The sequence below is a fragment of the Curtobacterium sp. MCBD17_021 genome, assembly GCF_003234525.1.
Classification (GTDB): Bacteria; Actinomycetota; Actinomycetes; order Actinomycetales; family Microbacteriaceae; genus Curtobacterium.
Window position 1 is genome coordinate 1 of record NZ_QKTS01000003.1, and the last position, 24,975, is coordinate 24,975.

The following is a 24,975-nucleotide window of genomic DNA, read 5'->3' on the forward strand; positions in this document are numbered from 1 at the left end:
GAATTGCTCCACACCCGATCAGCCGAAACCGACCAGGCACGGGGTCAATAAAATTGGCATTGACAATGTGCACGCTGTTGAGTTCTCAAGGACCAGACGCACTCCCCACTCGACATCATCACGATGTCTCGCCAGAGAGGCTGTCGTTCTCGAACCCACCGCGAGGACGACACGAGGCCGTCGTTTTCGATCGGTGGGTGGTTGCTGGAGGCGGACCCCGTCCGGACTGCGTTGACCGGGTGCTTGACCCGGTGACCGTCTCGGCCGTTCCGTTCCGCCTCAGCGGCAACGAGTGATTACTCTACACACGCTCCCGGAGGCTGCCAACCGAGATCGATCCCGGGCGTGTCGGTCCGGAACCGGGAGGTGCCGGGGTCGGCACGAGACGGACGGAGGCCCGACACCTGCGACGGTGTCGGGCCTCCAGGTCGGGCGTCCGCGAGGTCAGTGACGAGCGATGACCGGGTTGCGGAGCGAGCCGATGCCGGAGATCGTGACCTCCACCACCTCGCCGTCGCGGATCGCGCCGACGCCCGCCGGGGTGCCGGTCAGGATGACGTCGCCCGGGAGCAGGGTCCAGATCGACGAGATGAACTCGATGAGCGTCGGGATGTCGTGCACCATCTCGTTCGTGGACGCGGCCTGACGGAGGTCGCCGTCCACGCGCGTCTCGATGCGGATGTCCGACGGGTCGATCTCGGTCTCGATGACCGGGCCGAGCGGGCAGAACGTGTCGAAGCCCTTGGCGCGGGCCCACTGGCCGTCGCGCGCCTGCAGGTCACGGGCGGTCACGTCGTTCGCGATCGTGTACCCGAGGATGACGCTCGCGAAGTCCTCCTTCGTGACGTTCTTGGCCAGCGAACCGATCACGATGGCGAGCTCGCCCTCGTGGTCGACGCGGCCGATGTCGGCGGGCAGGCGGATCGGGTCCTCGGGACCGATGACCGACGTGTTCGGCTTGAGGAACACCACCGGGTCGTCGGCCGTGCGCTCGTCCATCTCCGAGACGTGCTCGGCGTAGTTGAGCCCGACGCCGATGACCTTCGAGCGTGGGATGACCGGGGCGAGCAGCTTCGCGTCCGACAGGGACACCCGCTCCCCCGTCGTCTCGAAGCCCTGGTACATCGGGTCGCCGGCGAGCACCACCAGTGCGCGCTCGTCGAGGATGCCGTAACGGGGGTCCTCCCCCTCGGTGCTGAACCGTGCGATCTTCACGGGTCGACCCTACTCAGCGCTCGGGGTGGTCGGCTCCGTGAGCTGGACCATCCAGCCGTGCGGGTCGGGACGGCGGCCGTACTGGATGTCCGTCAGTTCCTCGCGCAGGGACATCGTCAGTTCTCCGGCCCCGGTCGTCGGCGAGCCGATGGTGAAGCCGTCGCCGCGCAGTTCCGCGATCGGGGTGACGACCGCGGCGGTGCCACACGCGAATGCCTCGGTGATGGTGCCGTCAGCGACACCGTCGCGCCACTCGCTCAGGGCGACGGGTCGACGTTCCACCCGCAGGCCACGGTCGACCGCCAGCTGCAGGATCGAGTCGCGCGTGATGCCTTCGAGGATGGAGTCGGAGTCGGGGGTGACCAGCGTGCCGTCGGAACGGACGAGGACCACGTTCATGCCGCCGAGCTCCTCGAGGTACTCGCCCTTCTCGGAGTCCAGGAACATCACCTGCTGGCACCCGTGCTCGTACGCCTCCTGCTGGGGCAGCAGCGAGGCCGCGTAGTTGCCGCCGGTCTTCGCCGCACCGGTTCCGCCGCGAGCGGCACGTGCGTACTGGGTCGAGAGCCAGATGGACACCGGCTTCGGCCCCGAGGTGAAGTAGGCGCCCGCCGGGCTCGCGATGCAGTGGTACTGCACGGCGTGTGCGGCGCGGACCCCCAGGAAGGCCTCGGTCGCGATCATGAACGGGCGCAGGTACAGGCTCGTCTCCGGTGCCGACGGCACCCAGGCCTCGTCCGCGCGGACCAGCTGCCGGACCGACTCGACGAAGACCGACTCGGGCAGCTCCGGGAGCGCGAGCCGTCGCGCCGAACGGGCGAACCGGCGCGCGTTCGCGTCCGGGCGGAACGACCACACCGAGCCGTCGGCGTGCCGGTAGGCCTTCATGCCCTCGAAGATCTCCTGCGCGTAGTGCAGGACGCTCGCGCTGGGGTCGAGGGAGAGCGGGCCGTACGCGTGGATCGACGCGTCGTGCCAGCCGTCGTCGATGGTCCACTCGACGGTGGCCATGTGGTCGGTGAAGTGCTTGCCGAAGCCGGGATCGGCGAGGATCTCCTCACGCTCCGCCGCCGCGCGGCGCTCGGCGGACGGGGTGGTCGCGAAGTCGAGGGCGAAGTCGGTGTCGCCGTCGTCGGGGGTGCTGTCGGGGATGCTGTCGCTGCTCATGGGGATGGCTCCTGTCAGGCCGTGGTGGTGCGCGCGGTGACCGCCGCGACGATGGCGTCGCCGATCTCGGCCGTCGACCGCCGTGTGGTGCCCCGGTCGGCGAGGTCGGCCTCGACCGCCTGCGTCACCGCTGCCGCCAGGTCCGCGCGACCGATGTGGTCGAGCAGGAGGGCGACGGACAGGACCGCTGCGGTGGGGTCGGCCAGCTGCTGACCGGCGATGTCCGGGGCTGATCCGTGGACCGGTTCGAACATGCTCGGGAAGGTGCCGTCCGGGTTGATGTTGCCCGATGCCGCCAGACCGATGCCGCCGCTGATCGCCCCGGCGAGGTCGGTGATGATGTCGCCGAAGAGGTTGTCGGTCACGATGACGTCGAACCGCGACGGCTCGCGCACCATGTGGATCATGACGGCGTCGACGTGCTGGTAGTCGACCGTGACCTCCGGGTACTCCTGCCCCACCGCGGACACGGTGCGCTGCCAGAGCGACCCGGCGTACACGAGGACGTTGCTCTTGTGCACCAGGGTCAGGTGCTTCCGCGGGCGGCGCGACGCCAGGTCGAACGCGTACCGCACCACACGCTCCACACCGTGCGCGGTGTTGAGCGAGACCTCGGTGGCGATCTCGTGCGGCGTCCCCACGCGGATCGCGCCGCCGTTGCCGACGTACGGGCCCTCGGTGCCTTCGCGGACGACGACGAAGTCCACGTCCCCGGGTGCGGCGAGCGGTGACGCGACGGCGTCGTGCACCGTCGTCGGCCGGAGGTTGACGTAGTGGTCGAACGCGAACCGCAGCTTCAGCAGCAGCCCTCGCTCGATGATCCCGCCGGCGAGCCGCGGGTCCCGCGGGTCACCGCCGACGGCTCCGAGGAGGATCGCGTCGTGCTCGGCGATCGCCGCCATGTCGTCCTCGGTGAGGATGTCCCCGGTCTCGAGGAAGCGGGTCGCGCCCAACGAGAAGGCGGTCTCCTGCACGTCGAGCTCCGCACCGGCCACGGCGTGCAGGACCTTGAGCGCCTCGTCGACCACCTCGGGACCGATGCCGTCCCCGCGGATGACCGCCAGCTTGAGCGTCTGCGACATGGGTCTCCTAGAGCGTGATGTCGATCTCGCGGAGCGACGCCGCGTCGATCGTCGACCGGACGTGTTCGAGCACCTCGTCCGGTACGGGCGAGTCGACGGTGAGCACGCTGAGTGCTTCGCCGCCGGCCGACTGGCGGGCGATCTGCATGGCGGCGATGTTGATGCCCGCGTCACCGAACTCCTTGCCGTACACCGCGACGATGCCGGGTCGGTCGGTGTAGGCCATGACCACGTGGTGCTTGTCGAGCGCGACCTCGACGTCGTAGCCGTTGATCTCGACGAGCTTCTCGACCTGCTTGGGGCCGGTCAGGGTGCCGGAGACGCTGATCGCCGGGCCGTCGGACTGCGCACCGCGGATCGTGAGGAGGTTGCGGTACTCGGGGCTGTCGCCGTCCGTGATGAGTCGGACCGTGACACCGCGCTGCTCAGCGATGAGCGGCGCGTTCACGTAGGACACCTGGTCGCTGACGACGTCGGTGAACACGCCCTTGAGCGCGGCCAGCTTCAGCACGCTGACGTCGTAGCCGGCGAGCTCGCCGTGCACCTCGACGTCGATGCTCGTGACGGGCGAGGTCGCCATCGCGGTGAACACCTGACCGAGCTTCTCGACCAGCGGGATGCCCGGGCGGACGTACGGGTCGATGACGCCGCCGGCGACGTTGACCGCGTCGGGAACGAGCTCGCCGCCGAGCGCCAGGCGTACCGACTTCGCGACGGCCACACCCGCCTTCTCCTGCGCTTCGTCGGTGGAGGCACCGAGGTGCGGTGTCACGACCACGTTCGGCAGCGACACGAGCGGCGAGTCCTTCGGCGGCTCGGAGACGAAGACGTCGAGCCCGGCACCGGCGATGGTGTCCGACGTCAGTGCGCGGTACAGCGCGTCCTCGTCGATGAGCCCACCACGGGCGACGTTGACGACGAACGCGGTCGGCTTCATGAGCGCGAACTGCTCGTCGGAGATCATGCCGACCGTCTCCGGCGTCTTCGGCATGTGGATGGTGGTGAAGTCCGCGCGGCGGAGCAGGTCCTCGAGCGAGACGAGCTCGACCCCGAGCTGCTGCGCGCGGGCCGTCGTGACGTACGGGTCGTAGGCGATGACCGAGACGCCGAAGGCCTGCAGGCGCTGCGTGATGAGCGCGCCGATGCGGCCGAGGCCGATGATGCCGACGGTCTTCTCGTACAGCTCGACGCCCGTGTAGGACGACCGCTTCCAGGCACCGGCCGCGAGCGACGCGTGCGCCGCCGGGATGTGCCGCGCGAGCGACAGGATGTGACCGACGGTCAGCTCCGCCGCCGAGATGATGTTCGACGTCGGCGCGTTGACGACCATGACGCCGGCGGTGGTCGCCGCCTTGATGTCGACGTTGTCGAGCCCGACGCCGGCACGGGCGATGACCTGCAGTTGCGGCGCCGCGGCGATCGCCTCGGCGTCGACCTTCGTCGCGGAGCGGACGAGGATCGCGTGCGCGTCGGACAGCGCGGAGAGCAGGGCGGGACGGTCGGTACCGTCCACGTTCCTGATCTCGAAGTCGGGCCCGAGGGCGTCGACGGTGGCGGGCGAGAGTTCTTCGGCGATCAGGACGACCGGCTTCGACACGACTGCTGTTCCTCACACGAGACGGGTGGTGTACCACCACCCTACCGACGCGACCGGGTCGTTACGACGCGGCCGTCGTCGCCGAGAGACCGGTGGGGTTCCGGGTCAGAAGTCGAGCAGGCGCGGCACGAAGAGCTGCAGGTCGAGCCAGAGTGCCCCGGCGGCCGCGAACGCGAGCAGCAACACCACCGCCGTCATGGCCAGCGTCGCCCGGCGGGTCACCCACCACGCGACCGCGAACGCCACCGGCGCGATCGCGATGTCGAGGACGAGCCAGACCCACGGCACGGCGCGTCGGAGCGACTCGCCGCCGGAGGAGGTCTCGATGAAGACGTTGAACTCGTGCACCGAGCGCGACACCGTCACGAGGTTGCCGACACTCTGCACGGTCATGTAGGCGAACAGCACCGCGAAGACCACCCAGACCGCGATCCGGCCGACGAGTTCGGACCGGGAGCGTGCCCCCCGGTCGGACCGGCCACCGATCGCGGTCATCCGAAGCTCCGGGTCATGAGGAACGGCCAGGGGAAGAGCAGGACCGCGCCGAGCAGCATCCAGAGCAGACGCGTGCGGGTACTGCGACCGCGCGCGGCCCAGAGCACGACCGCGAACCAGAGTGCGGGGGCGACGATCGACAGGAAGCGCAGGACCTCGACGTACCCACTCAGCACGGCGTCGACGCCGGAGACGTACGTGGTCGACGCGGTGAGCAGCCACGCCACGGTGTAGAGCAGGTACAGCCCGCCGAAGACCCCGAACCCGACGAGTGCACCGGACGTCTCCGGGGCGTCCGGGTCGCGGTCGTCGCGCTCCTTGACGGCGATGGGGTTGTGCGCGGCGTCCACGTGCGTCGCGTCGTCCGCGCCACCCCACGACAGCGCGTCGTCGTCGTCGGGTTCCCGTGCCTCCGTCATGCCGTCGAGTCTACGAGGGTCACCGGTCATGCCTGGGCGGGCTGTGTCTCGAGGACCTCGGCCACGACGTCCCGGACGGCCGGGAACAGCGGGTGCCCTTCCATGAGACCGGTGAGGATCTCGGTGAGCGCGTGCGCGGTGGCACCGGAGCGGAGCAGCGCATGCAGCTCGATCGACTCGGGGTCGTCCTGGTCGTCGAACTCGAGCGCGACCCGGACCGCGCCGATCAGGTGCTCGACGGGCAGCCCGCGTTCGGCGAGCTGCGCGGCGGGACCGACGAACCGCTCGCGGCGACCGAGCTTGCGGAGCGGGTTCCGACCGACGCGCAGCGTCGTGTCCGGCAGGAGCGGGTTCGCGATGCGGGTGAGGTTCGCGGCGACGTAGCGGGCGTGCTCCGCCGGGTCGAAGCCGTGCTTCGCGACGAGGAGCGCGGTGGTCTCCGCCAGGACCCCGTCGACCTCCGCCCGCACGTCCGGGTCCTGGAGGGCCTCCCGGATGAGGCGGATGCCACGGACCCACCCGTGGTAGGCGGCCGCGCCGTGCGCGGTGTTGACCGTGTAGAGCTTGCGCTCCACGAACGGCTGCAGGTCGTCCACCCAGGTGACGCCGTCGATGACGGGAGGCTCGGTGTCGGTCCCGACGAACGGCGTGCGTTCGATGACCCACTCGTAGAACGGCTCGAGGACGACGTCGAGGCCGCCGGACTGACCGAGGACACCGGACTGGTCCGGGACGATCCGGTCGATGGCGCAGTTCGCGAAGACCGCCGCGATGTCGCGGTCCTCGAGGATCGGGGCACGCCGGATGCTCGCGTGCAGCGAGTCGGTGGCGTTGAAGGCGTTCTCGCACGCGACGATCGTCACCTCGCCCCGGTCGAGCGGTCGGGCAGCGAGGCCCTCGGCGATGAGCGGCGCGACGAGCGGCAGGGTGCGCGCCCCGACCGCGGTGGTCACGACGTCGGCCTCCGCGATCGCGTGGACGACGCGGTCCCGGTCCGTCTTGCTGTTGAGCGCCCGGAACCCGTGCACCAGGTGCTCCACGGGCAGCTCGCCGACCTCGTGCACGACGAAGCGACCGGCCTCGTTGAGGGCTGAGACCACGCGTTCGTCGACGTCGACGAAGGTGAGGTCGTAGCCGCTCGCCACGAGGAACTGACCCACGAACCCGCGCCCGATCTTGCCGGCGCCGATGTGGACCGCTCGTCTCGTCACCGCCATCCGACGATCATCCCATGCTCGGCGGACCGCCCACGCCACCGTGCGGGCAGGGCGGCGGGGACGACGGCGTGCGTCATCGCGCTGCGTCGACGTCGTCGGGAGACGTCGGGGTACTGGAGGAGCTGCTGCATCGTGTCCGGGTCACATCGAGAGGCGGCGGTGCGATGCACCGCCGCCTCGCGGGTCGAGCTTGTCTCAAGCAGACTACCGCGCGGCCGAGCCGTCGACGTAGTCGGAGTCCGCCTGCTTCCATGCGAAGAGCTTGCGGAGCTCGCGGCCGGTCGCCTCGACGGGGTGGCCCTCGCCCTTCTCGCGGAGGGCCTGGAACTCCGGGGCACCGGCGTCCTGGTCCTCGATGAAGCGCTTCGCGAAGGTGCCGTCCTGGATGTCGGCGAGCACGGCCTTCATGTTCTCCTTCACCTCGGGCGAGATGACGCGCGGGCCGGAGACGTAGTCACCGAACTCGGCGGTGTCGGAGATCGACCAGCGCTGCTTGGTGAGGCCGCCCTCCCAGATGAGGTCGACGATGAGCTTGAGCTCGTGCAGGACCTCGAAGTAGGCGATCTGCGGCTGGTAGCCCGCCTCGACCAGGGTCTCGAAGCCGTACTGGATGAGCTGCGACGTGCCACCGCAGAGGACGGCCTGCTCACCGAACAGGTCGGTCTCGGTCTCCTCGGTGAAGGTCGTCTTGATGCCGCCGGAGCGCAGGCCGCCGATGGCCTTCGAGTAGGACCACGCCAGGTCCCACGCGCTGCCGGAGGCGTCCACCTCGACGGCGACGATCACCGGGACGCCGCGGCCGGCCTCGTACTCACGACGGACGGTGTGCCCGGGGCCCTTCGGGGCGACGAGGGACACGTCGACACCCTCGGGCGCCTCGATGTAGCCGTAGCGGATGTTGAAGCCGTGCCCGAAGACGAGCGTCGCGCCCTGCTTGAGGTTCGGGGCGATGTCGTCGGCGTAGACGATCCGCTGGACCTGGTCCGGCGTGAGGATGACGACGACGTCGGCCCACGCGGTGGCGTCGGCCGGGGTGAGGACCTCGAAGCCGGCCTCTTCGGCCTTCTGGCGGCTCTTCGAGCCCTCCTTGAGGCCGATCTTGACCTCGACGCCGGAGTCGCGGAGGTTGAGTGCGTGGGCGTGGCCCTGCGACCCGTAGCCGATGACGGCGACCTTCTTGCCCTGGATGAGGCTGAGGTCGGCGTCGGCGTCGTACACGATGTCAGTCACGGTGCGTGATCTCCTTGGTTCGGTGGTCTCTGGCTGACCGGTGCTCAGCGCACCCGGTCGGTGATGCTCTTCGGTCCGCGGCCCATGCCGAGGAGCCCGGCGCGCGCCAGCTCCTTGATGCCGTAGGGCTCGAGGACGCGCAGGATCGCCTGGATCTTGCCGGGGTCACCGGTCACCTCGACGACGAGCGAGTCGGTGGCGACGTCGACGACCTGCGCCCGGAAGAGCGTCACGGCGTCGAGCACCGCGGACCGGGTCTGGTTGTCGACACGCACCTTGACGAGCATGTGTTCGCGCTGCACCGACTGGGGGAAGTCGAGCTCCACGATCTTGATGACGTTGACGAGCTTGTTGAGCTGCTTCGTCACCTGCTCGAGCGGCAGGTCCTCGACGTCGACCACCACGGTGATGCGGCTCAGGCCGTCCACCTCGGTGCTGCCGACGGCGAGGGACTCGATGTTGAACCCGCGGCGGGCGAACAGGCCGGCGACACGGGTCAGCAGACCCGGCTTGTCCTCCACCAGGAGGGACAGGACGTGGCTCATGCGGGCTCCCCCGTCATGTCGGCGTCCTCGTCGTCCCAGGTGGGCGCGAGGTCGCGGGCGTACTGGATGGAGGAGTTGCCGATGCCCTGCGGGACCATCGGCCAGACCATCGAGTCGCGGCTGACCACGAAGTCGATGACCACCGGGCGGTCGTTGGTGTCGAGCGCGAGCTGGATGGCCGCGTCGACCTCCTCCGGCTTCTCGACCCGGATCCCGAGCGCACCGTACGCGTCGGCGAGCTTCACGAAGTCCGGGACCCGACGGGTGCCGTGGCCGGTCTGCAGGTCGGTGAACGAGTGGCGGCCGTCGTAGAACAGCGTCTGCCACTGGCGCACCATGCCGAGCGACGAGTTGTTGATGACCGCGACCTTGATCGGGATGTCGTTGATGACACAGGTTGCGAGTTCCTGGTTCGTCATCTGGAAGCAGCCGTCGCCGTCGATGGCCCACACGACGCGGTCGGGCTGCGCGACCTTGGCACCCATCGCGGCCGGGACCGAGTAGCCCATCGTGCCGGCGCCGCCGGAGTTGAGCCAGGCGTTCGGGCGCTCGTACTGGATGAACTGCGCCGACCACATCTGGTGCTGGCCGACGCCCGAGGCGAAGACGCCCTCGGGTCCGGTCATCTCGCCGATGCGCTTGATGATCGCCTGCGGGGCGAGCAGCCCGTCGGTCGGCTCGGTGTACCCGAGCGGGAAGTCCTCGAGCAGCTGGTTGAGGTGCGCCCACCAGTCGGCCGTGGAGGCCCGCTGGTCGACCGGCACGTCGGCCCACGCCGCCACGAGGTCGACGAGCACGTCCTTCGCGTCGCCGACGATCGGGACGTCGGCGTACCGGATCTTCGAGATCTCGGCCGGGTCGATGTCGACGTGCACGACCTTGGCGTCCGGGGCGAAGTCGTCGACCTTGCCCGTCACACGGTCGTCGAAGCGGGCACCGAGCGCGATGATGAGGTCGCTCTCCTGCAGCCCGAGCACCGCGGGCACCGTGCCGTGCATGCCGGGCATGCCGAGGTGCTGCGCGTGTGAGTCCGGGAAGGCGCCGCGGGCCATGAGCGTCGTGACGACCGGGGCGCCGGTGGCCTCGGCGAACGCCAGGAGTTCGGCGGAGGCGCCGGAGCGGATGACACCGCCGCCGACGTAGAGCACCGGGCGGGACGACTCGGCGAGGAGCTGCGCCGCCGCGGTGATCTGCTTGCCGTGCGCCTTCGTGACCGGGCGGTAGCCGGGCAGGTCGATCTTCGGCGGCCAGATGTACGGCGCCGACTTCTGCTGCGCGTCCTTGGTGATGTCCACGAGCACCGGCCCCGGGCGGCCCGTCGTCGCGATCTGGTGCGCGGCGGCGAGCGTGGCCGGGATGTCCTCCGGCTTGGTGACGAGGAACGAGTGCTTCGTGATCGGCATCGTGATGCCGACGATGTCGGCTTCCTGGAACGCGTCGGTGCCCATCAGCGTCGAGAACACCTGTCCGGTGATCGCGATGAACGGCACCGAGTCCATGTAGGCGTCGGCGATCGCGGTGACGAGGTTCGTCGCGCCGGGACCCGAGGTGGCGATGGCGACGCCGACCTTGCCCGACGAGGACGCGTAGCCCTCGGCGGCGTGGCCGGCTCCCTGCTCGTGCCGGACGAGGACGTGGCGGATCGTCGTCGAGGCCATGAGCTCGTCGTAGAAGGGGATGATGGCGCCGCCGGGGAGTCCGAAGACGTCGGTGATCCCGAGGTGCTCGAGCGTGCGGAGGACGGCGCCCGAGCCGGTCAGGACCTCGGGTGACCGGCGCGCTCCGGCAGCGGACAGCGGTGTTGCTTCCGTGGGCATGAAGGGTTCCTTGCCTGGAGGGATGGCGATGTGTCGGGTGTCGACGTCAGCCCGTGACCGCGCCCTGGGCGGCGGACTGCACGAGCTTGGCGTACTTCGCGAGGACTCCGCGGGTGTAGCGCGGGGGCAGCGGGGCCCAGCCGTCACGGCGGGCTTCCAGCTCGGCGGCGTCGACGAGTAGGTCGAGCGTGCGAGCCGCGATGTCGACACGGATGCGGTCGCCATCGCGCACGAATGCCACTGGACCTGCGTCCACGGCTTCCGGTGCGATGTGGCCGATGCAGAGGCCGGTTGTGCCGCCTGAGAATCGACCGTCCGTCAAGAGTAGTACATCCTTGCCGAGGCCTGCGCCCTTGATGGCCGCGGTGATGGCCAGCATCTCGCGCATGCCCGGACCGCCCTTGGGGCCCTCGTAGCGGATGACGACGACGTCGCCCTTCTGGATACGGCCCTCGGTGAGGGCGTCCATCGCGGCACGCTCGCGGTCGAACACCCGGGCGGGCCCCTCGAACACCGAGGCGTCGAAGCCGGCGGTCTTCACTACGGCGCCCTCGGGCGCGAAGGAGCCCTGCAGGATCGTCAGGCCACCGGTCGCGTGGATCGGGTCGTCGATCTTGCGGAAGACCTCACCGTCGAGCTCCGGCGGGTCGATCTCGGCCAGGTTCTCGGCGACCGTCTTGCCCGTGACGGTCATGCAGTCGCCGTGCAGCAGGCCGGCCTCGAGCAGGGCCTTCATGATCACCGGGATGCCGCCGTTGCGGTCGACGTCGACCATGACGTACTTGCCGAAGGGCTTCATGTCGGCCAGGTGCGGGACCTTCGAGCCGATGCGGTTGAAGTCGTCGAGGGTGAGCTCGACCTCGGCTTCGTGCGCGATCGCCAGCAGGTGCAGCACGGCGTTCGTCGAGCCGCCGAGGGCCATGAGCACGGTGATGGCGTTCTCGAACGCCTCGCGGGTCAGGATGTCGCGGGCGGTCAGTCCCAGGCGGAGCATGTTCACGACTGCTTCGCCGGACCGGTGCGCGTAGTAGTCGCGGCGACGGTCGGCACTCGGCGGCGCGGCGGACCCGGGGAGCGACATGCCCAGCGCCTCGGCCAGGCTGGCCATGGTGTTGGCCGTGTACATCCCGCCACACGCGCCTTCGCCGGGGACGATCGCGCACTCGATCTTCTTGAGCTCCGCTTCGCTCATCGTGCCGGCCTTGCACGCGCCGACACCCTCGAAGGAGTCGATGATCGTGACTTCCTTCATGGTGCCGTCGGCCTGCTTGACGTAGCCCGGCATCACCGAGCCCGCGTAGAGGAACACGCTCGCCAGGTCGAGGCGCGCGGCGGCCATCAGCATGCCGGGGAGGGACTTGTCACAGCCGGCCAGCAGCACGGTGCCGTCGAGGCGCTCGGCGTTGACGACGGTCTCGACGCTGTCCGCGATGACCTCGCGCGAGACGAGTGAGAAGTGCATGCCCTCGTGGCCCATGGAGATGCCGTCGGACACCGAGATGGTGCCGAACTGCAGCGGGTACCCGCCGCCGCCGTGGACGCCTTCCTTGGCGCCCTGGGCAAGGCGGTCGAGGGACAGGTTGCAGGGGGTGATCTCGTTCCACGACGAGGCGATGCCGATCTGCGGCTTGTCCCAGTCCTCGTCGCCCATCCCGACGGCCCGCAGCATGCCACGCGAAGTGGTTGCTTCGATCCCGTCGGTGACGACCCGGCTGCGCGGCTTCACGTCGATGTCAGGCATGCCCAGAGTCTAGGACCGTTTGGGATACCAGTGGCGCAACACCATGCGTCTGCATCGTGTTGCGTCGATCAACCCGAGCCGGGCCCCCCGCCGCGGGACGGACGGGAGGGTCGGACCGGGCCCGGCTCAGCGGGTCGCCCGGGCGCGCGCCAGCTGCTTCAGGACGTCGGTGAGGGCCGATGGGTCGGACACCCGGTGGGTGGCCAGGGTGTCGCCCTCCCCCACCTTCACGCCGACGTCACCGGCGCGGAGCACCCGGAAGGCGTCCTCGTCCGTGACGTCGTCACCGGCGAAGAAGACGGCGTCCGCTCCGCGGAGCGCACGGAGCCGGTCGATGGCGTCCCCCTTGGTGACGTGCCGAACCGCGAACTCGAGGATGTCCTTGCCGCCGCGCTCGAGGACGTCGGCGTCGGCCTCGTGCGCCGCCCGACTCGCCTCGGCGTTCGCCACCGCGGCTTCCTCGGCGCTGACGCGTCGGGTGTGCACGCCGTGCCCGGCGGGCTTGTGCTCGATCACGACGCCGGGGTGCCGGGCCCCGACCGCGTCGAGGGCGGCTCCGATGCGCGCCACCCGAGCCGTCTCGTCCGCGGTGAGCGCCGCCTCGTCGTGGCCGTCGACGCGCCACTCCACGCCGTGGGAGCCGACCAGTGCCATGCCGTCGGGAGCGTGCGACACGGCCGCGAGGCTGCCGAGCGGCCGTCCGGAGACGAGCACGACCTCGGTGTCCCGTGCCCGCTGCAGCGTGAGGACGGCAGCCCAGCTGCCGGGGAGCGCCCCGACCTGGGACGGGTCGTCGGCGAACGGCGCGAGCGTGCCGTCGAAGTCGAGGGCGACGAGCAGTCGCGGCGCGGCCACGAGCGCCTCGAGGGCCGGAGCGAGACCGCCGTCCGTCGTCTGCTCGGTGCGCGCCTCCTGCTCAGGCATCACGGTCCTCCCGGGTGTCCTCGGCGGCGCGCGCCCGCTGCGCGTCCTGGTCGAAGATCGACGTGCCGTCGGTCTGGGCCTCCCGGTGCGGCTCGCCCTGCTCGACCGACTCCGGGTCGATCTGCGCGCCCTTGGGCGCGTGCCGGTCGAGCGCCTCGAGGAACGAGCGCGACCAGCGTGCCACGTCGTTGTCCTTCACGCGCTTGCGGAGCGCGCGCATCCGCGTCGAGCGCTCGCGGCGGGGCATCTCGATGGCGCGCTGGATCGAGTCCTTGAGGGCCCCGATGTCGTGCGGGTTGACGATGACGGCCTGCTTGAGCTCGTCGGCGGCACCGGCGAACTCGGACAGGATCAGCACGCCGTCGTTGTCGTGGCGCGAGGCGACGTACTCCTTCGCGACGAGGTTCATGCCGTCGCGGAGGGCCGTCACGAGCATGATGTCGGCGGCCAGGTAGAGCGCCACCATCTCCTCGCGCGGGTACCCGTGGTGCAGGTACGAGATCGGCTGGTGCCCGATGACCCCGAGGTCGCCGTTGATCCGGCCGACGCTCAGCTCGATCTCGTCGCGCAGCATCCGGTAGGTGTCGACCCGCTCACGGCTCGGGCTCGCGACCTGGATGAGCGCGGCGTCCTCCACCGCGAGTCGGCCGTCCTCGACGAGTTCGCCGAACGCCTTGATGCGGTGCCGGATCCCCTTGGTGTAGTCGAGCCGGTCCACGCCGAGCAGCACCGTCTTCGGGTTGCCGAGTCCGTCGCGGATCTCCTTCGCACGCTGCTGCACCTCGGGACGGCGGGCGATCTCCTCGAAGCTCTCGGCGTCGATCGAGATCGGGAAGTGGCGCGCCTCGACGTGTCGGACGGTGATCCCCTTGCGGCTCCGCGGCGCCTGCGGGTCGTCGACGGGGACGTCCACCGTCGACCCCTTCGTCGTGTAGCCCTTGATGTGCCGGACGGCGCGGAGGAAGTCGCTCGCGTCGTCCTGGCGCTGGAACCCGATCACGTCCGCGCCGAGCAGTCCGTCCAGGATCTGCGCTCGCCAGGGCAGCTGCGCGTAGATGCCGACCGGCGGGAACGGGATGTGGTTAAAGAAGCCGATCGTCAGGTCCGGTCGCAGGGTGCGCAGGAGCGCCGGCACCAGCTGCAGCTGGTAGTCCTGCACCCAGACGATGCCGTCCTGCTCGGCGATCTCGGCGATCTGCTCGGCGAACCGCTGGTTCACGCGCTTGTAGGCGTTCCACCAGTCACGGTGGTAGCTCGGGTGCTCGATGACGTCGTGGTAGAGCGGCCACAGCGTGTCGTTGCTGAACCCCTCGTAGTACTCCTGCACGTCCTCGGCGCTGAGCGGTACCGGGACGATGTGGATGCCCTCGTTGTCGAACGGCTCGACGGTGACATCGGGCTGGCCGACCCAGCCGACCCAGGCCCCGTCGTTCGCGCGCATCACCGGTTCGAGGGCCGTGACGAGGCCACCGGGCGAGTGCCGCCAGCCCTCCGTGCCGTCCTCCTCGACCACCCGGTCGACCGGGAGTCGGTTCGAGGCGACGATGAATGCGTACCGGGTGCTGTCGGTTCGGTCTGCGGGCATGGGTGGCGGGTGCTCCGTTCCTGCCCGGCGGCCTGCCGGGGCGTCGCGACCGAAACTACCAGCGACCGGGTGGCCGGGCTGAGGAGACGTTCACCACCGGGGCGTGGGTCGGGCCGCCGGAGCAGGGGTGTGCACCGTCCGCTCACTAAGCTCGGCCGCATGGTGAGCACGCGCTGCTGGCAGGACGGGTCGTCGGCGGAGCGGGACTTCCCCGTCGAGCAGGTCTCCGACCTCGTCGCCCGGGACGGGTCGTTCGTCTGGGTGGACTTCACGGACCCCGAGCCCGCCGACCTCGAGCACGTCGAGGAGGAGCTCGGCATCCACGCCCTCGCGGTCGAGGACGCCGTCGAGCGCGGGCAACGGCCGAAGCTCGACCGGTACCGGGACAGCATCTTCCTCGTCGTCTACGACACCCACGGGCCGGGCGAGGACGGCGAACTCGTCACGCACGAGGTGAAGGCCTTCGTCACCCGACACGCCCTGGTCACCATCCACGGCGCCGACTTCGACACCGCGGCGGTGCAGCGCCGCTGGGACGCGAACAGCGACCTCGCCGACCACGGGGTGCCGTGGCTGCTCTGGGGACTGCTCGACACCGTCGTCGACCACGCCACCAGCGTGCTCGAGACGATCGAGCGGGACATCGACGCGCTCGAGGACGACCTGTTCGAGAACGGCGACCCCCGCGAGCAGCAGATCCAACGTCGCTCCTTCCGACTCCGCAAGGCACTCGGGGTGCTCCGCCGACTCGTCGTCCCGACCCGGGACAGCGTCGGGTCGTTGCTGCACGGCGACGCGGAGACCATCGTCGACGGCGTCCGCCCGTACTTCCGCGACGTCGAGGACCACCTCGTGTCGATCGCGGACACCGTCGAACAGCAGCGCGACGCCGTGTCGAGCGTGCTCGAGACGAACCTCAACCTCGCCTCGAACCGGCAGAACACCGTCATGAAGAAGGTGACGAGCTGGGCGGCCATCATCGCGATCCCGACCGGCATCACGAGCTTCTTCGGGCAGAACGTGCACTTCCCGGGCGAGGGCGAGTGGAGCGGTCTCTGGGCGTCGATCTCGCTCACGGTGGCGTCGTCGCTGCTGCTCTACCGTTCGTTCAAGCGTCGCGACTGGCTCTGACGACGACGTCGGTCAGAGCCGCAGCGCGAGCACGCCCGCGACGACGGTGAGCGGCGCGACGACGCATCCGAGGGCGACGTAGCGCCCCCACGACAGGTGGATGCCCTCCGCCGTGAGCCGCGCGTGCCAGAGCAGCGTCGCGAGGGAAGCCCACGGCGTGACGAGGCACCCGGCGTTCACCCCGACGAGCAGCGCCGCGTACCGCAGGGCCTCGTGGCCCGCCGCCGGCTCGAGCACCAGGTAGGCGGGCAGGTTGTCGATCGCGTTCGCCGCCACCGCGCCGGCCCCGCCGAGCACCAGCAGGGACCCCGTGCCGGTCCCCCCGCCGACGGCCTGCACGACCGGGTCGGTGACGCCCGTGGCGTGCAGGGTCTCGACCACGACGAAGAGCCCGGCGGCGAAGACGAGCGTCGACCACGGCACCCGGGACGGGCGGAGATCCGACGGCGCCCGCCACGCAGCGATGCCGACCAGGACCAGGGCGGCGACGACCGCCGCGACCCAGACCTCGACACCGGCGGTCAGCGCCGCGACGAGGGCGACCAGCACCGCCGACGCCGCCCAGAAGAACAGCGGGTCGGACGCCTTCCGCAGCCCGGCCGGCGTGTACCGCCCGAACAGCGAGCGACGGAAGACCACGAGCAGCACCGCGCACGGCACCACGACCCCGGCGAGCGCCGCCCACGCCATGAGACCCGCGAACGGGAGCGGCCCGTCCAGGCCGATGCCGTCGACGGCGAGCAGGTTCGTCAGGTTCGACACCGGCAGCAGCAGCGAGGCGGTGTTCGCGAGCCACACCGTGGTCAACGCGAAGGGCATCGGCGGCAGACCGACCCGACGAGCGAGCGTGATGACGATCGGCGTGAGCAGGACCGCGGTGGTGTCGATGGACAGGAAGACCGTGCACACCACCGCGAGCACGACGACGGCAACCCAGAGCCCGATCGTCCGCCCGCCACCGACCCGCGCGGCGACGTCGGCGAGCCGGTCGAACACCCCGGCGTCAGCGGCGAGCTCGGAGACGATCGTCAGCCCGAGGACGAACCCGAGCACCGGCAGCACCCGCTCGGCGAGCGCACCGAGCTCCGGGAGCGGCAGGAGCCCGAGGGCGACGCACACCGCCCCGACGGCGAGCAGGACGGCCCCGATGACTGCTTGGCGCACGATGCGACTCCTTGCTGGGATGGCCGGAGGTCCCCCTGTGCGCCCGGCGGCGCTCCAATGTAGCGCCCGGTAACGTGGCCAGGACGACGACAGGAGGAACCCGTGCGGAAGTTCATGTTCAGCGGTGCGGTGTGGGGCTCGCTCATCAGCGGCTACAGCGTGCTGCAGACGACGAGGCGTGGACCGCGCGACTGGAGGCTCGCCCTGACCTGGGTGGCCTGGCTCGCGACGACGATCGTGGCGGTCGGGACGGTCGTCGAGGACGACCGCGCGGTGAAGGCGAAGCAGCGCTCGGCTCGCTGACCGCCCCGGACGAGACGACGGGAGGCCCGGTACCAGCTGGTACCGGGCCTCCCGTCCGGCCCGCGACCGGTCGGGTCGCGTCTGCGTGCGGTGGTCAGCGGCCGTCCGGCGGGACCTCGTCGGCACGGATGCCGGAGGTCTGGATCGGCCCGGTGAAGAGAGCGGACCGTTCGTCGCCCTCGCCGAACAGCTGCGAGTCGTTCTCGCTCCGGGGCCCGCGTCGTGTCGGCGTGGTCGGGGTCGGGTCGGTGAGCTGCACGCGCTGCAGCGGGAGCGCTTCCGGGTGCTGGCGCTGCATCCACTCGACCATCTCCTCACGCACGTAGCACCGGAGGTCGAACAGGCCACCGGCGTCCGGGGCGGTGACGAGGATCCGGACGCGGACCAGTCCCCCGACGGCGTCCGTGACCTGGAGGACCTTCGTGCGGCCGTCCCAGATGGTGCTCGTCGCCAGGATCCGGTCGAGTTCCTCGCGCATCTCCGACGGGCTGACCCGCCAGTCGAGGTCGAACTCGACGGCGCCGAGGAGCTCACTGCTCGTCCGGGTCCAGTTCTCGAAGGGCGTGCTCGTGAAGTACGTCGACGGCAGCACGAACCGACGGTCGTCCCAGAGGTGCACGACGACGTACGTCAGGGTGATCTCCTCGATGCGCCCCCACTGCCCCTCGACCACGACGACGTCGTCGACCCGGATCGACCCGGAGAAGGCGAGCTGCATCCCCGCGAACACGTTGCCGAGCATCGACTGTGCGGCGAGACCCGCGATCACCGAGAGCAGGCCGGCACTCGCCAGGACGCTCGCACCGGCGGCCTCCACCCCGGGGAAAGTGAGCAGGATCGCGCCGACGGCGATGATGACGAGGACGGCGACGGTGAGCCGTCGGATGATGAGCACCTGGGTCCGGATCCGCCGCGCCACCCGGTTGTCCGGCACGTCGACGCGGTACTTGTGCAGCCCGAGGCTCTCGAGGAAGATCGCGAGCTCGCAGGCCAGCCAGCAGCCGACGCCGATCATCGCGATGAGGAAGGCGTGCGAGACCTCGTCCCGCCAGGGGAACCGGTCGGCGTCGCGCGGGATGCTCGTGCTGAACGCCGTCCAGAGCAGCGCGAGGAGCAGGGTGGCGCGGGTCGGGTGCTTCGTCCGTCGCGAGAGTGCGACCGCCCAGCGTTCCCGCCGACCGAGTGCCCGGAACACCAGGTGCAGGACGAGTGACGCGACGGCCGTGACGAGCAGGGCGATCCCGATCGCGACGAGGAGTCGGAGGAAGATGTCCATCCGACCATCGTGACGGGTGCCCGACCGGTGTCGTCCAGCCGGCGGCCAGGGAGCGCCGGGTCCGGCAGGCCGTCGGGCGCGGTCCTGGGGTCTGCCGCGGCCGTCGGTCCGCCGGGGGTGACGACCGGCGGTAGCGTGTCGGCCATGACAGCGAAGAACGACACGGGCGTCGACCGCGCTCCGGCGAACGACTTCTCGCACGAGCAGGAGGGCTACCAGCACGGGCTGAAGCCCCGGCAGCTGCAGATGATCGCGATCGGTGGTGCGATCGGGACGGGCCTCTTCCTCGGTGCTGGTGGCCGACTCCACACCGCAGGACCCGCCCTCGCGGTGACGTACCTGATCGCGGGCGTCTTCGCCTTCTTCATCCTCAGGGCCCTCGGTGAGCTCGTGCTGCACCGGCCGTCCTCGGGGTCGTTCATCTCCTACGCGCGCGAGTTCTACGGCGAGAAGTTCGCCTACGCCGCCGGCTGGATGTACTTCCTCAACTGGGCCATGACCTCGATCGTCGACACCACGGCCGTCGCGGTCTACCTGAAGTACTGGTCGGCCTTCACCGCGGCACCGCAGTGGTTGCTCGCGCTCGTGGCCCTGCTCGTCGTGCTCGCCGCCAACATGGTGGCCGTCAAGGTGTTCGGCGAGCTCGAGTTCTGGTTCGCCCTCATCAAGGTCGCGGCCCTCGTCGCCTTCCTGGTCGTCGCCATCGTGTGGCTCGTCTTCGCCTTCCCGGTGGAGACCGGCGGCGAAGCGGTCCGCACCGGCTTCTCGATCTGGGGCGACAACGGCGGTATCCTGCCGAACGGCGTCCTGCCGGCGGTCCTCGTCATCCAGGGCGTCGTGTTCGCCTACGCCGCGATCGAGCTCGTCGGCACCGCGTCCGGTGAGACCCAGGACACCGAGAAGGTCATCCCGCGCGCCATCAACTCGGTCGTCTTCCGCATCGCGGTCTTCTACGTCGGCTCGATCGTGCTGCTGTCGATCCTGCTGCCCTACACGGCGTACAAGGAGGGCGAGAGCCCCTTCGTCACGTTCTTCTCGTCGATCGGCAACCCCCAGGTCGGTGTGGTCGTCGGGTCGATCATGAACTTCGTCGTGCTCACCGCCGCGCTGTCGTCCCTCAACGCCGGGCTCTACTCGACCGGGCGCGCCCTGCACTCGATGGGCATGAACGGCTCCGCTCCGAAGTGGACCACGAAGATGTCGAAGGGCGGGGTGCCCTACGCCGGCATCCTGCTCACCGCGGCCTTCACCGTCGCCGGCGTCGTCCTCAACTACTTCGTCCCGGGCCAGGCGTTCGAGATCGCCCTGAACATCGCGAGCCTCGGGATCATCACGGCCTGGGGGACGATCATCCTGTGCCAGATGAAGCTCCGGCAGTGGGCGAAGCAGGGCCTGGCGAAGGAGCCGACGTTCCGGCTCCCCGGCGCTCCGGTCACGAGTTGGCTGACCCTGGCGTTCCTCGCCTCGGTCATCGTCCTCATGGCCATCGACTACCCGGTCGGCACGTACACGATCGCGTCGCTCGTCATCGTCATCCCGCTGCTGGTCGTCGGGTGGTTCCTGCAGCGCGACCGCATCCTGCGCATCGCGTCGCTGCGGCAGGGCGTCACCGGTCCGTACCCGATCACCGGGCGCGACCCGGCCGCGCAGGTCCGCCGCCGCGGTGACGGCACGGACGAGGTCGACGACCGGTCCTGATCCGACACCGCACCGATCCGGACGCCCTGCGGGGCGAGACGAGTCCGGCACCCGCCGGTACGATCAGCGGGTGCCGGACTCTCCTGTTCTCCCGACGCTGGACCTGCAGCACACGTGGCGAGGTGCCCTGTGCCGGGTCCGCGTGTTCCGTGACCGTGTGGCCGCCGAGACGAGCTACGAGCGCGAGACGCTCCTGCCGGTCCCGATGGAGGCCATCCAGGGCTGGCGCATCGAGGAGTGCGACGTCGACGCGGTCTGCGTCGAGTTCGTCACGCCGGAGGACGTCTGGCGGGTGCTGCTCTCCCCCGCGGACGAAGCGGTCGCCGACCTCGCGTTGCGATCGGCGCTCGGCGTGCCGCTCCCACCGGCCTCGTCGGAGCGCGGCTGACGTCGCCCAGACGCGCCCCGGTGACGAGGCGCGGGATCCGTGACGGGGCCCGTCGTTCGGTGTCGTCCGCTGACGGGAGGCGCGGTGCGGGTGCGCCACGGGCCTCCCGGCCGCGCTGCACAGCCGGACTGCGCGACCGTGCAGCCGGGTCGCACGCCGCCGGGGCGCGACGCTCGTCAGACCAGGAGCAGCACCGCGGCGAGGACCGAGGCGGCGGCGATCGCCAGCCCGATGAGCATCAGCACGAAGTGGACCCGCCAGAAGGTCGTCGGGCGGCCGGCGGCGTCACGGGCGCGGGAGTCCTTCGCGACGCGCTGGAAGAAGCGCGGCCAGGCGATCACGTTGAAGACGGCACCGACGATCAGGACGACTGCAGCGAAGACGAGCACCCGACGATCCTACGCCCGGGCCTCGGCCGCCCCCCACGACCGGCCGAGACCCGCGTCCACACCAGGTGTAGCACGTGCTACAGAGACTACACGCCCGGCTGGTCGTCCCGACGTCAGGTGGTCTCGAGGACCGCTTCCGCCTCGGCGAGGGTGGCGCGGTCCCCTGGGCTGAGCGGCGCGCGCTGACGACGGACGCCGTCGTTCACCTCGACGATGAGCCGACTGAGGCGGGTCGCGGGGTCGTCGGAGTCCGGGTAGTCGTTGTCGGTGCCGAGCCGGGCGTGGAGCGGCGCGAGACGACGGAGGGCTTGCTCCAACGCGCGCGTCCGGCGCGCCTGCCAGAGCCGGTGACCGACGACGAGCAGCAGCATGCCGGACGCGACGAGCAGCACCGCACCCGGCGTGGTGACGTCGTACGGCAGTGCCAGGGCGTGCGTGACGTCGACCCGGCCGGCGACGTGCGCGAGGTCCATCACCGCGACGACCACCATCCGGACGACGCCGAACACCCCGCCGGCGACGAGGACCCACAGGCCGATGCGGTCGGGTGCCGTCCGGGCCTCAGCCACCCGGAGGACGCAGATGAGACCCGTCGCACCGAGCGCGACACCGAGGTAGGTGGTCTGGACGATCGAGTACACCGCAGCGGTGGGCTGGTCACCGACGGCCAGCATGAAGGTGGTGGTCGTCGGCACGGGGTCGAGCAGCACGAACGCCGTGACGACGGCGACGACCACGACCGAGCACGAGGCGATCACCGCGTTGCGCATCCACGGACGCGCCGCACCGACGGCCTTGGCGACACCCCAGAGGAGCGTGCTCGTCCCGGCGGCCATGAGGACGTCGCACACGAGTGTCAGGACGTTCCGGCCGCCGAGCAGCGGGTCGACCAGTCGGGCCAGGGGCTCGACGCCGGCGACGATCGTGGCCGAGAACAACCAGAAGGTGACCGCGAGCGTGCGGTCCTGGCCGCGCTGCAGGACGGAGAGCACGACTGCCCCGACGACGAGCAGCAGCGCCTGGACGACGGCGAGGATCACCCGAAGACCCCGCGGAACGCACTGGGACGTTCGCGGTGCCCGCGGATCAACTGCGCGAGCCGGTCGGCGAAGAGCTCGGCCTCGCGTTCGTACTCGTTCTCGAAGAGACCGCGGGCGAGCGCACGCTCGACCTTGTACTCCGGCAGGTCCGGGATGAGGCTCCGGATCGCCGCCGCCTGCGGAGCGGTCTCGTGGTGGCCGTGCAGGACGTGGCCGAGCTCGTGGCCGATGACGAACGCGCGGAACGTCGGGGACGGCGTCGGGGAGATCATCACGAGGTGCCGGTGCTCGAGCGTCGCGACGAAGCCGCACACCGGCTCGTCGGCCAGGAAGGACTCCTCACGCACCGTGATCGGCTTGCCGACGAGCTGCTCCGCTGCCGCGACGGCGTCGTCGATGCCGGTCCAGCCCGCATCGACACCCACCTGCCAGAAGCGCTCGACCAGCGTCGGCGCCGTCACACCGCACCACCGCTGCGCGACTCCTGCTCGATGACCTCGGCGATGCGGCGGAGGGCGTCCGGGGAGAGCTCACCGGGGAAGGTCCGCGCCGCGAACCCGCTCACCCGTGCCGAGCGGATGGACCGCACCAGCGCGAGCTGCGCCCCGATGCGCTCCGGGAGCTCACTGTCCTCGAGCAGGAACCGCTCGTCCACCTCGAAGAAGCCCGCGAGCAGGCGCAGGAGCAGCGTGTCGCTGTTCCGCCGGCCGTCGCCGGACACCATGTACGTCCACTTCGCCCGCGAGAGCGATCCGCCGCGTTCGCCGACGTACTGCTCGATCTCCGCGAAGGGCACCGGAGCGCCGCGCTGCGACTCCTCGAAGTCGAGCAGCAGGTTGAGCCGTCGCGCGAGTTCCCCCGCGTCGAGCACGCCGCCCTTCGGCATCGATCCCGTCATCGTCGCCCCCTTCGATCCCGTGCCCGTCAACCCTACTGCGCCGCTACCCTCGGACGGGTGTCCCGCCGGTACCCCTCTTCCGTCGCCGGTCCGGTCGAGCACGAGTTCGTCGTCTCCCGCTCCCGCTTCGTCACGCTCGCCCACCCGGCCGCCGACCCGGCCGAGGCGGAGGCCGTGATCGCCGACGTGCGCCGTCGCAGGTGGGACGCCCGCCACCACTGCACCGCGATGGTGACCGGTGTGCTCGGTGACCAGGCCAGGTCATCCGACGACGGCGAGCCCTCGGGCACAGCGGGCGTCCCGATGCTCGAGGTCCTCAGGCGGCGCGAGCTGACCGACGTCGTCGTGGTCGTCAGCCGGTGGTTCGGCGGTGTCAAGCTCGGTGCCGGTGGGCTGGTCCGCGCCTACTCGACCTCGGTGTCCGAGACGCTCGACCGGGCCGACCTCGTCCGGCGGGCAGCACGCACGCGAGTGACCGTCGCGGTCCCCCACGCGGACGCCGGACGGGTCGACAACGCCCTCCGCGCGTGGGTGCAGCGCCACGACGCGGCCTCCGGCGCGACGGCCTACGGCACCGAGGCCACCTTCGAGGTGTGGGTGCCGTCGGACGGGATCGCCGCGCTGCGGGCGGAACTCGCCGCGGTGTCCGCCGGGGAGCTGGAAGCGGTCCTCGGGGAGGAACGGGTGGTGGACCTCCCAGCCGGATGAGGACAGGGGGCCGGACGGGCACGTCCTGCAGATCGGGTCCGAGTGACCGACGCCGACGGACTGCCGAGATCCGTCGCCCCGGCGCAGTCGGGCGTGTCGGGCCGACGAGCAGTTCGCGCGCTCAGCATCGTGCGCGACGGTCCGAGCAGGGGCGACCCGCCCTCTCGGCAGCGGACCGGCCCGGGGGAACGGCATCGGGACCGGCGGGGCGTCCGGGAACGAGGGAGACGGCGAGAACGACGAAGACCCCGACCGGATCGGTCGGGGTCTTCGGTGTGGTGCACCCCCTCGGACTTGAACCGAGAACCCACTGATTAAGAGTCAGTTGCTCTGCCAATTGAGCTAGAGGTGCGTGTCGTGCGTTGTCCTGCCGCTTCGGCGTGCGCCCCGCGACGGGAATCAACAATAGCATGACTTCTGCGTGCCGTTGACCACTCGCGGCACCGGACGAACAGGAGCCCCACTTGAGCGACCGTCTCGCCGCCGGCGACACCGCCCCCGACTTCACCCTCCCCGACCAGGACGGCACGGAGCACACGCTCGCGGACCTCCGCGGGCGGAAGGTGATCGTGTACTTCTACCCCGCCGCCTCCACCCCGGGCTGCACCACCGAGGCCTGCGACTTCCGCGACAACATGTCGTCGCTGCAGGCGGCCGGGTACGAGGTGCTCGGGGTCTCCAAGGACGAGCTGCCCGCACTCCAGCGCTTCCACCACGAGCAGGCCCTGAGCTTCCCGTTGCTGAGCGACCCCGACCTCTCCGTGCACGAGGCGTACGGCGCCTGGGGCGAGAAGAACAACTACGGCAAGATCGTCACCGGCACGATCCGCTCGACGATCGTCGTCGACGAGGACGGCACGGTGCAGCTGCCGCTCTACAACGTCAAGGCCACCGGCCACGTGGCGAGCCTGCGGAAGAAGCTCGGCCTGGTCTGACCAGTTCCGAG

25 protein-coding genes and 1 tRNA gene are annotated in these 24,975 nt (G+C 70.4%); 6 read left to right on the forward strand and 20 right to left on the reverse strand.

Translation table 11 applies throughout. From position 1 onward, the window contains the following. Positions 1 to 444: 444 nt before the first annotated feature. The 13 genes from DEI83_RS03630 to otsA form a co-directional block, all read right to left on the reverse strand. Positions 445 to 1,215: a fumarylacetoacetate hydrolase family protein gene (locus DEI83_RS03630; protein ID WP_111080446.1), complete on the reverse strand. Its 771-nt coding sequence runs from the start codon at positions 1,213 to 1,215 to the stop codon at positions 445 to 447. A 9-nt stretch (positions 1,216 to 1,224) separates the two neighbouring features. Further along, positions 1,225 to 2,382 carry a branched-chain amino acid aminotransferase gene (locus DEI83_RS03635; protein WP_111080447.1) on the reverse strand — a complete coding sequence of 386 codons (1,158 nt, stop codon included), beginning with the start codon at positions 2,380 to 2,382 and terminating at the stop codon, positions 1,225 to 1,227. A gap of 14 nt (positions 2,383 to 2,396) precedes the next feature. After that, positions 2,397 to 3,464 carry a 3-isopropylmalate dehydrogenase gene (locus DEI83_RS03640; protein ID WP_111080448.1) on the reverse strand — a complete coding sequence of 356 codons (1,068 nt, stop codon included), beginning with the start codon at positions 3,462 to 3,464 and terminating at the stop codon, positions 2,397 to 2,399. 7 nt (positions 3,465 to 3,471) lie between these two features. After that, positions 3,472 to 5,061 carry a phosphoglycerate dehydrogenase gene (gene serA / locus DEI83_RS03645; RefSeq protein ID WP_111080449.1) on the reverse strand — a complete coding sequence of 530 codons (1,590 nt, stop codon included), beginning with the start codon at positions 5,059 to 5,061 and terminating at the stop codon, positions 3,472 to 3,474. A 105-nt stretch (positions 5,062 to 5,166) separates the two neighbouring features. Continuing rightward, the gene (locus DEI83_RS03650) at positions 5,167 to 5,556 is read right to left on the reverse strand and encodes a hypothetical protein (RefSeq protein ID WP_111080450.1); all 390 of its coding nucleotides are present in this window, start codon (positions 5,554 to 5,556) and stop codon (positions 5,167 to 5,169) included. Further along, complete coding sequence (locus DEI83_RS03655) at positions 5,553 to 5,975, reverse strand: hypothetical protein (protein ID WP_111080451.1); 423 nt, start codon at positions 5,973 to 5,975, stop codon at positions 5,553 to 5,555. The genes DEI83_RS03650 and DEI83_RS03655 overlap by 4 nt, the downstream gene beginning before the upstream one ends. 26 nt (positions 5,976 to 6,001) lie before the next feature. Continuing rightward, complete coding sequence (locus DEI83_RS03660; RefSeq protein WP_111080452.1) at positions 6,002 to 7,192, reverse strand: mannitol-1-phosphate 5-dehydrogenase; 1,191 nt, start codon at positions 7,190 to 7,192, stop codon at positions 6,002 to 6,004. 204 nt (positions 7,193 to 7,396) lie between these two features. Continuing rightward, entirely contained in the window at positions 7,397 to 8,422 is a 1,026-nt protein-coding gene (ilvC, locus tag DEI83_RS03665; protein ID WP_111080453.1) for a ketol-acid reductoisomerase, read from the reverse strand. A 44-nt stretch (positions 8,423 to 8,466) separates the two neighbouring features. Next, a complete protein-coding gene (ilvN, locus tag DEI83_RS03670) occupies positions 8,467 to 8,967 on the reverse strand; it encodes an acetolactate synthase small subunit (RefSeq protein WP_110824465.1) in 501 nt (166 codons plus the stop codon). Then, entirely contained in the window at positions 8,964 to 10,784 is a 1,821-nt protein-coding gene (locus DEI83_RS03675; RefSeq protein ID WP_111080454.1) for an acetolactate synthase large subunit, read from the reverse strand. The genes ilvN and DEI83_RS03675 overlap by 4 nt, the downstream gene beginning before the upstream one ends. Positions 10,785 to 10,830: 46 nt before the next feature. After that, positions 10,831 to 12,525 carry a dihydroxy-acid dehydratase gene (ilvD, locus tag DEI83_RS03680; protein WP_111080455.1) on the reverse strand — a complete coding sequence of 565 codons (1,695 nt, stop codon included), beginning with the start codon at positions 12,523 to 12,525 and terminating at the stop codon, positions 10,831 to 10,833. A gap of 126 nt (positions 12,526 to 12,651) precedes the next feature. Next, entirely contained in the window at positions 12,652 to 13,449 is a 798-nt protein-coding gene (gene otsB / locus DEI83_RS03685) for a trehalose-phosphatase (protein WP_111080456.1), read from the reverse strand. Next, positions 13,442 to 15,034: an alpha,alpha-trehalose-phosphate synthase (UDP-forming) gene (gene otsA, locus DEI83_RS03690; protein WP_111080457.1), complete on the reverse strand. Its 1,593-nt coding sequence runs from the start codon at positions 15,032 to 15,034 to the stop codon at positions 13,442 to 13,444. Before otsA ends, otsB begins: the two co-directional genes overlap by 8 nt. 159 nt (positions 15,035 to 15,193) lie before the next feature. Here otsA and DEI83_RS03695 point away from each other — a divergent pair, with 159 nt between their 5' ends. Then, a complete protein-coding gene (locus DEI83_RS03695; protein WP_111080458.1) occupies positions 15,194 to 16,165 on the forward strand; it encodes a magnesium transporter CorA family protein in 972 nt (323 codons plus the stop codon). 12 nt (positions 16,166 to 16,177) lie between these two features. Here the strand turns inward: DEI83_RS03695 and DEI83_RS03700 are convergent, their stop codons facing one another. Further along, positions 16,178 to 17,329, reverse strand: a complete 1,152-nt coding sequence (locus tag DEI83_RS03700; protein ID WP_111080459.1) for an SLC13 family permease — start codon at positions 17,327 to 17,329, stop codon at positions 16,178 to 16,180. Between the two features lie 102 nt (positions 17,330 to 17,431). Between DEI83_RS03700 and DEI83_RS03705 the strand changes: the two genes are divergently transcribed. After that, positions 17,432 to 17,632 carry a hypothetical protein gene (locus tag DEI83_RS03705; protein WP_111080460.1) on the forward strand — a complete coding sequence of 67 codons (201 nt, stop codon included), beginning with the start codon at positions 17,432 to 17,434 and terminating at the stop codon, positions 17,630 to 17,632. A 94-nt stretch (positions 17,633 to 17,726) separates the two neighbouring features. Here DEI83_RS03705 and DEI83_RS03710 read toward each other — a convergent pair whose 3' ends face one another. Next, positions 17,727 to 18,908, reverse strand: a complete 1,182-nt coding sequence (locus DEI83_RS03710) for a mechanosensitive ion channel family protein (protein WP_111080461.1) — start codon at positions 18,906 to 18,908, stop codon at positions 17,727 to 17,729. Between the two features lie 144 nt (positions 18,909 to 19,052). On the opposite strand from DEI83_RS03710, the gene DEI83_RS03715 reads away from it, so the two are divergent. Continuing rightward, positions 19,053 to 20,606: an amino acid permease gene (locus DEI83_RS03715; RefSeq protein ID WP_111080462.1), complete on the forward strand. Its 1,554-nt coding sequence runs from the start codon at positions 19,053 to 19,055 to the stop codon at positions 20,604 to 20,606. A 70-nt stretch (positions 20,607 to 20,676) separates the two neighbouring features. Then, complete coding sequence (locus DEI83_RS03720) at positions 20,677 to 20,994, forward strand: hypothetical protein (protein ID WP_146243228.1); 318 nt, start codon at positions 20,677 to 20,679, stop codon at positions 20,992 to 20,994. Positions 20,995 to 21,170: 176 nt separating this feature from the next. Here the strand turns inward: DEI83_RS03720 and DEI83_RS03725 are convergent, their stop codons facing one another. The 4 genes from DEI83_RS03725 to DEI83_RS03740 all read right to left on the reverse strand — a co-directional run bounded on the left by DEI83_RS03725 (position 21,171) and on the right by DEI83_RS03740 (position 23,321). Further along, positions 21,171 to 21,383 (reverse strand): SCO4848 family membrane protein, encoded by a 213-nt coding sequence (locus DEI83_RS03725; RefSeq protein ID WP_111080464.1) that lies wholly within the window; start codon positions 21,381 to 21,383, stop codon positions 21,171 to 21,173. Positions 21,384 to 21,496: 113 nt separating this feature from the next. After that, positions 21,497 to 22,423, reverse strand: a complete 927-nt coding sequence (locus DEI83_RS03730) for a hypothetical protein (protein WP_111080465.1) — start codon at positions 22,421 to 22,423, stop codon at positions 21,497 to 21,499. Then, positions 22,420 to 22,884, reverse strand: coding sequence for an ImmA/IrrE family metallo-endopeptidase (locus DEI83_RS03735; RefSeq protein WP_111080466.1), 465 nt, complete (start codon positions 22,882 to 22,884; stop codon positions 22,420 to 22,422). The genes DEI83_RS03730 and DEI83_RS03735 overlap by 4 nt, the downstream gene beginning before the upstream one ends. After that, entirely contained in the window at positions 22,881 to 23,321 is a 441-nt protein-coding gene (locus tag DEI83_RS03740; RefSeq protein ID WP_111080467.1) for a hypothetical protein, read from the reverse strand. The genes DEI83_RS03735 and DEI83_RS03740 overlap by 4 nt, the downstream gene beginning before the upstream one ends. Positions 23,322 to 23,378: 57 nt before the next feature. On the opposite strand from DEI83_RS03740, the gene DEI83_RS03745 reads away from it, so the two are divergent. After that, on the forward strand, positions 23,379 to 24,029 hold the full coding sequence (locus DEI83_RS03745) for a YigZ family protein (RefSeq protein ID WP_111080468.1): 651 nt from the start codon (positions 23,379 to 23,381) through the stop codon (positions 24,027 to 24,029). A 276-nt stretch (positions 24,030 to 24,305) separates the two neighbouring features. Here DEI83_RS03745 and DEI83_RS03750 read toward each other — a convergent pair. Further along, a tRNA-Lys gene (locus DEI83_RS03750) sits at positions 24,306 to 24,381 on the reverse strand. 112 nt (positions 24,382 to 24,493) lie between these two features. Between DEI83_RS03750 and bcp the strand changes: the two genes are divergently transcribed. Then, a complete protein-coding gene (gene bcp / locus DEI83_RS03755; RefSeq protein WP_111080469.1) occupies positions 24,494 to 24,964 on the forward strand; it encodes a thioredoxin-dependent thiol peroxidase in 471 nt (156 codons plus the stop codon). Positions 24,965 to 24,975: the final 11 nt, after the last annotated feature.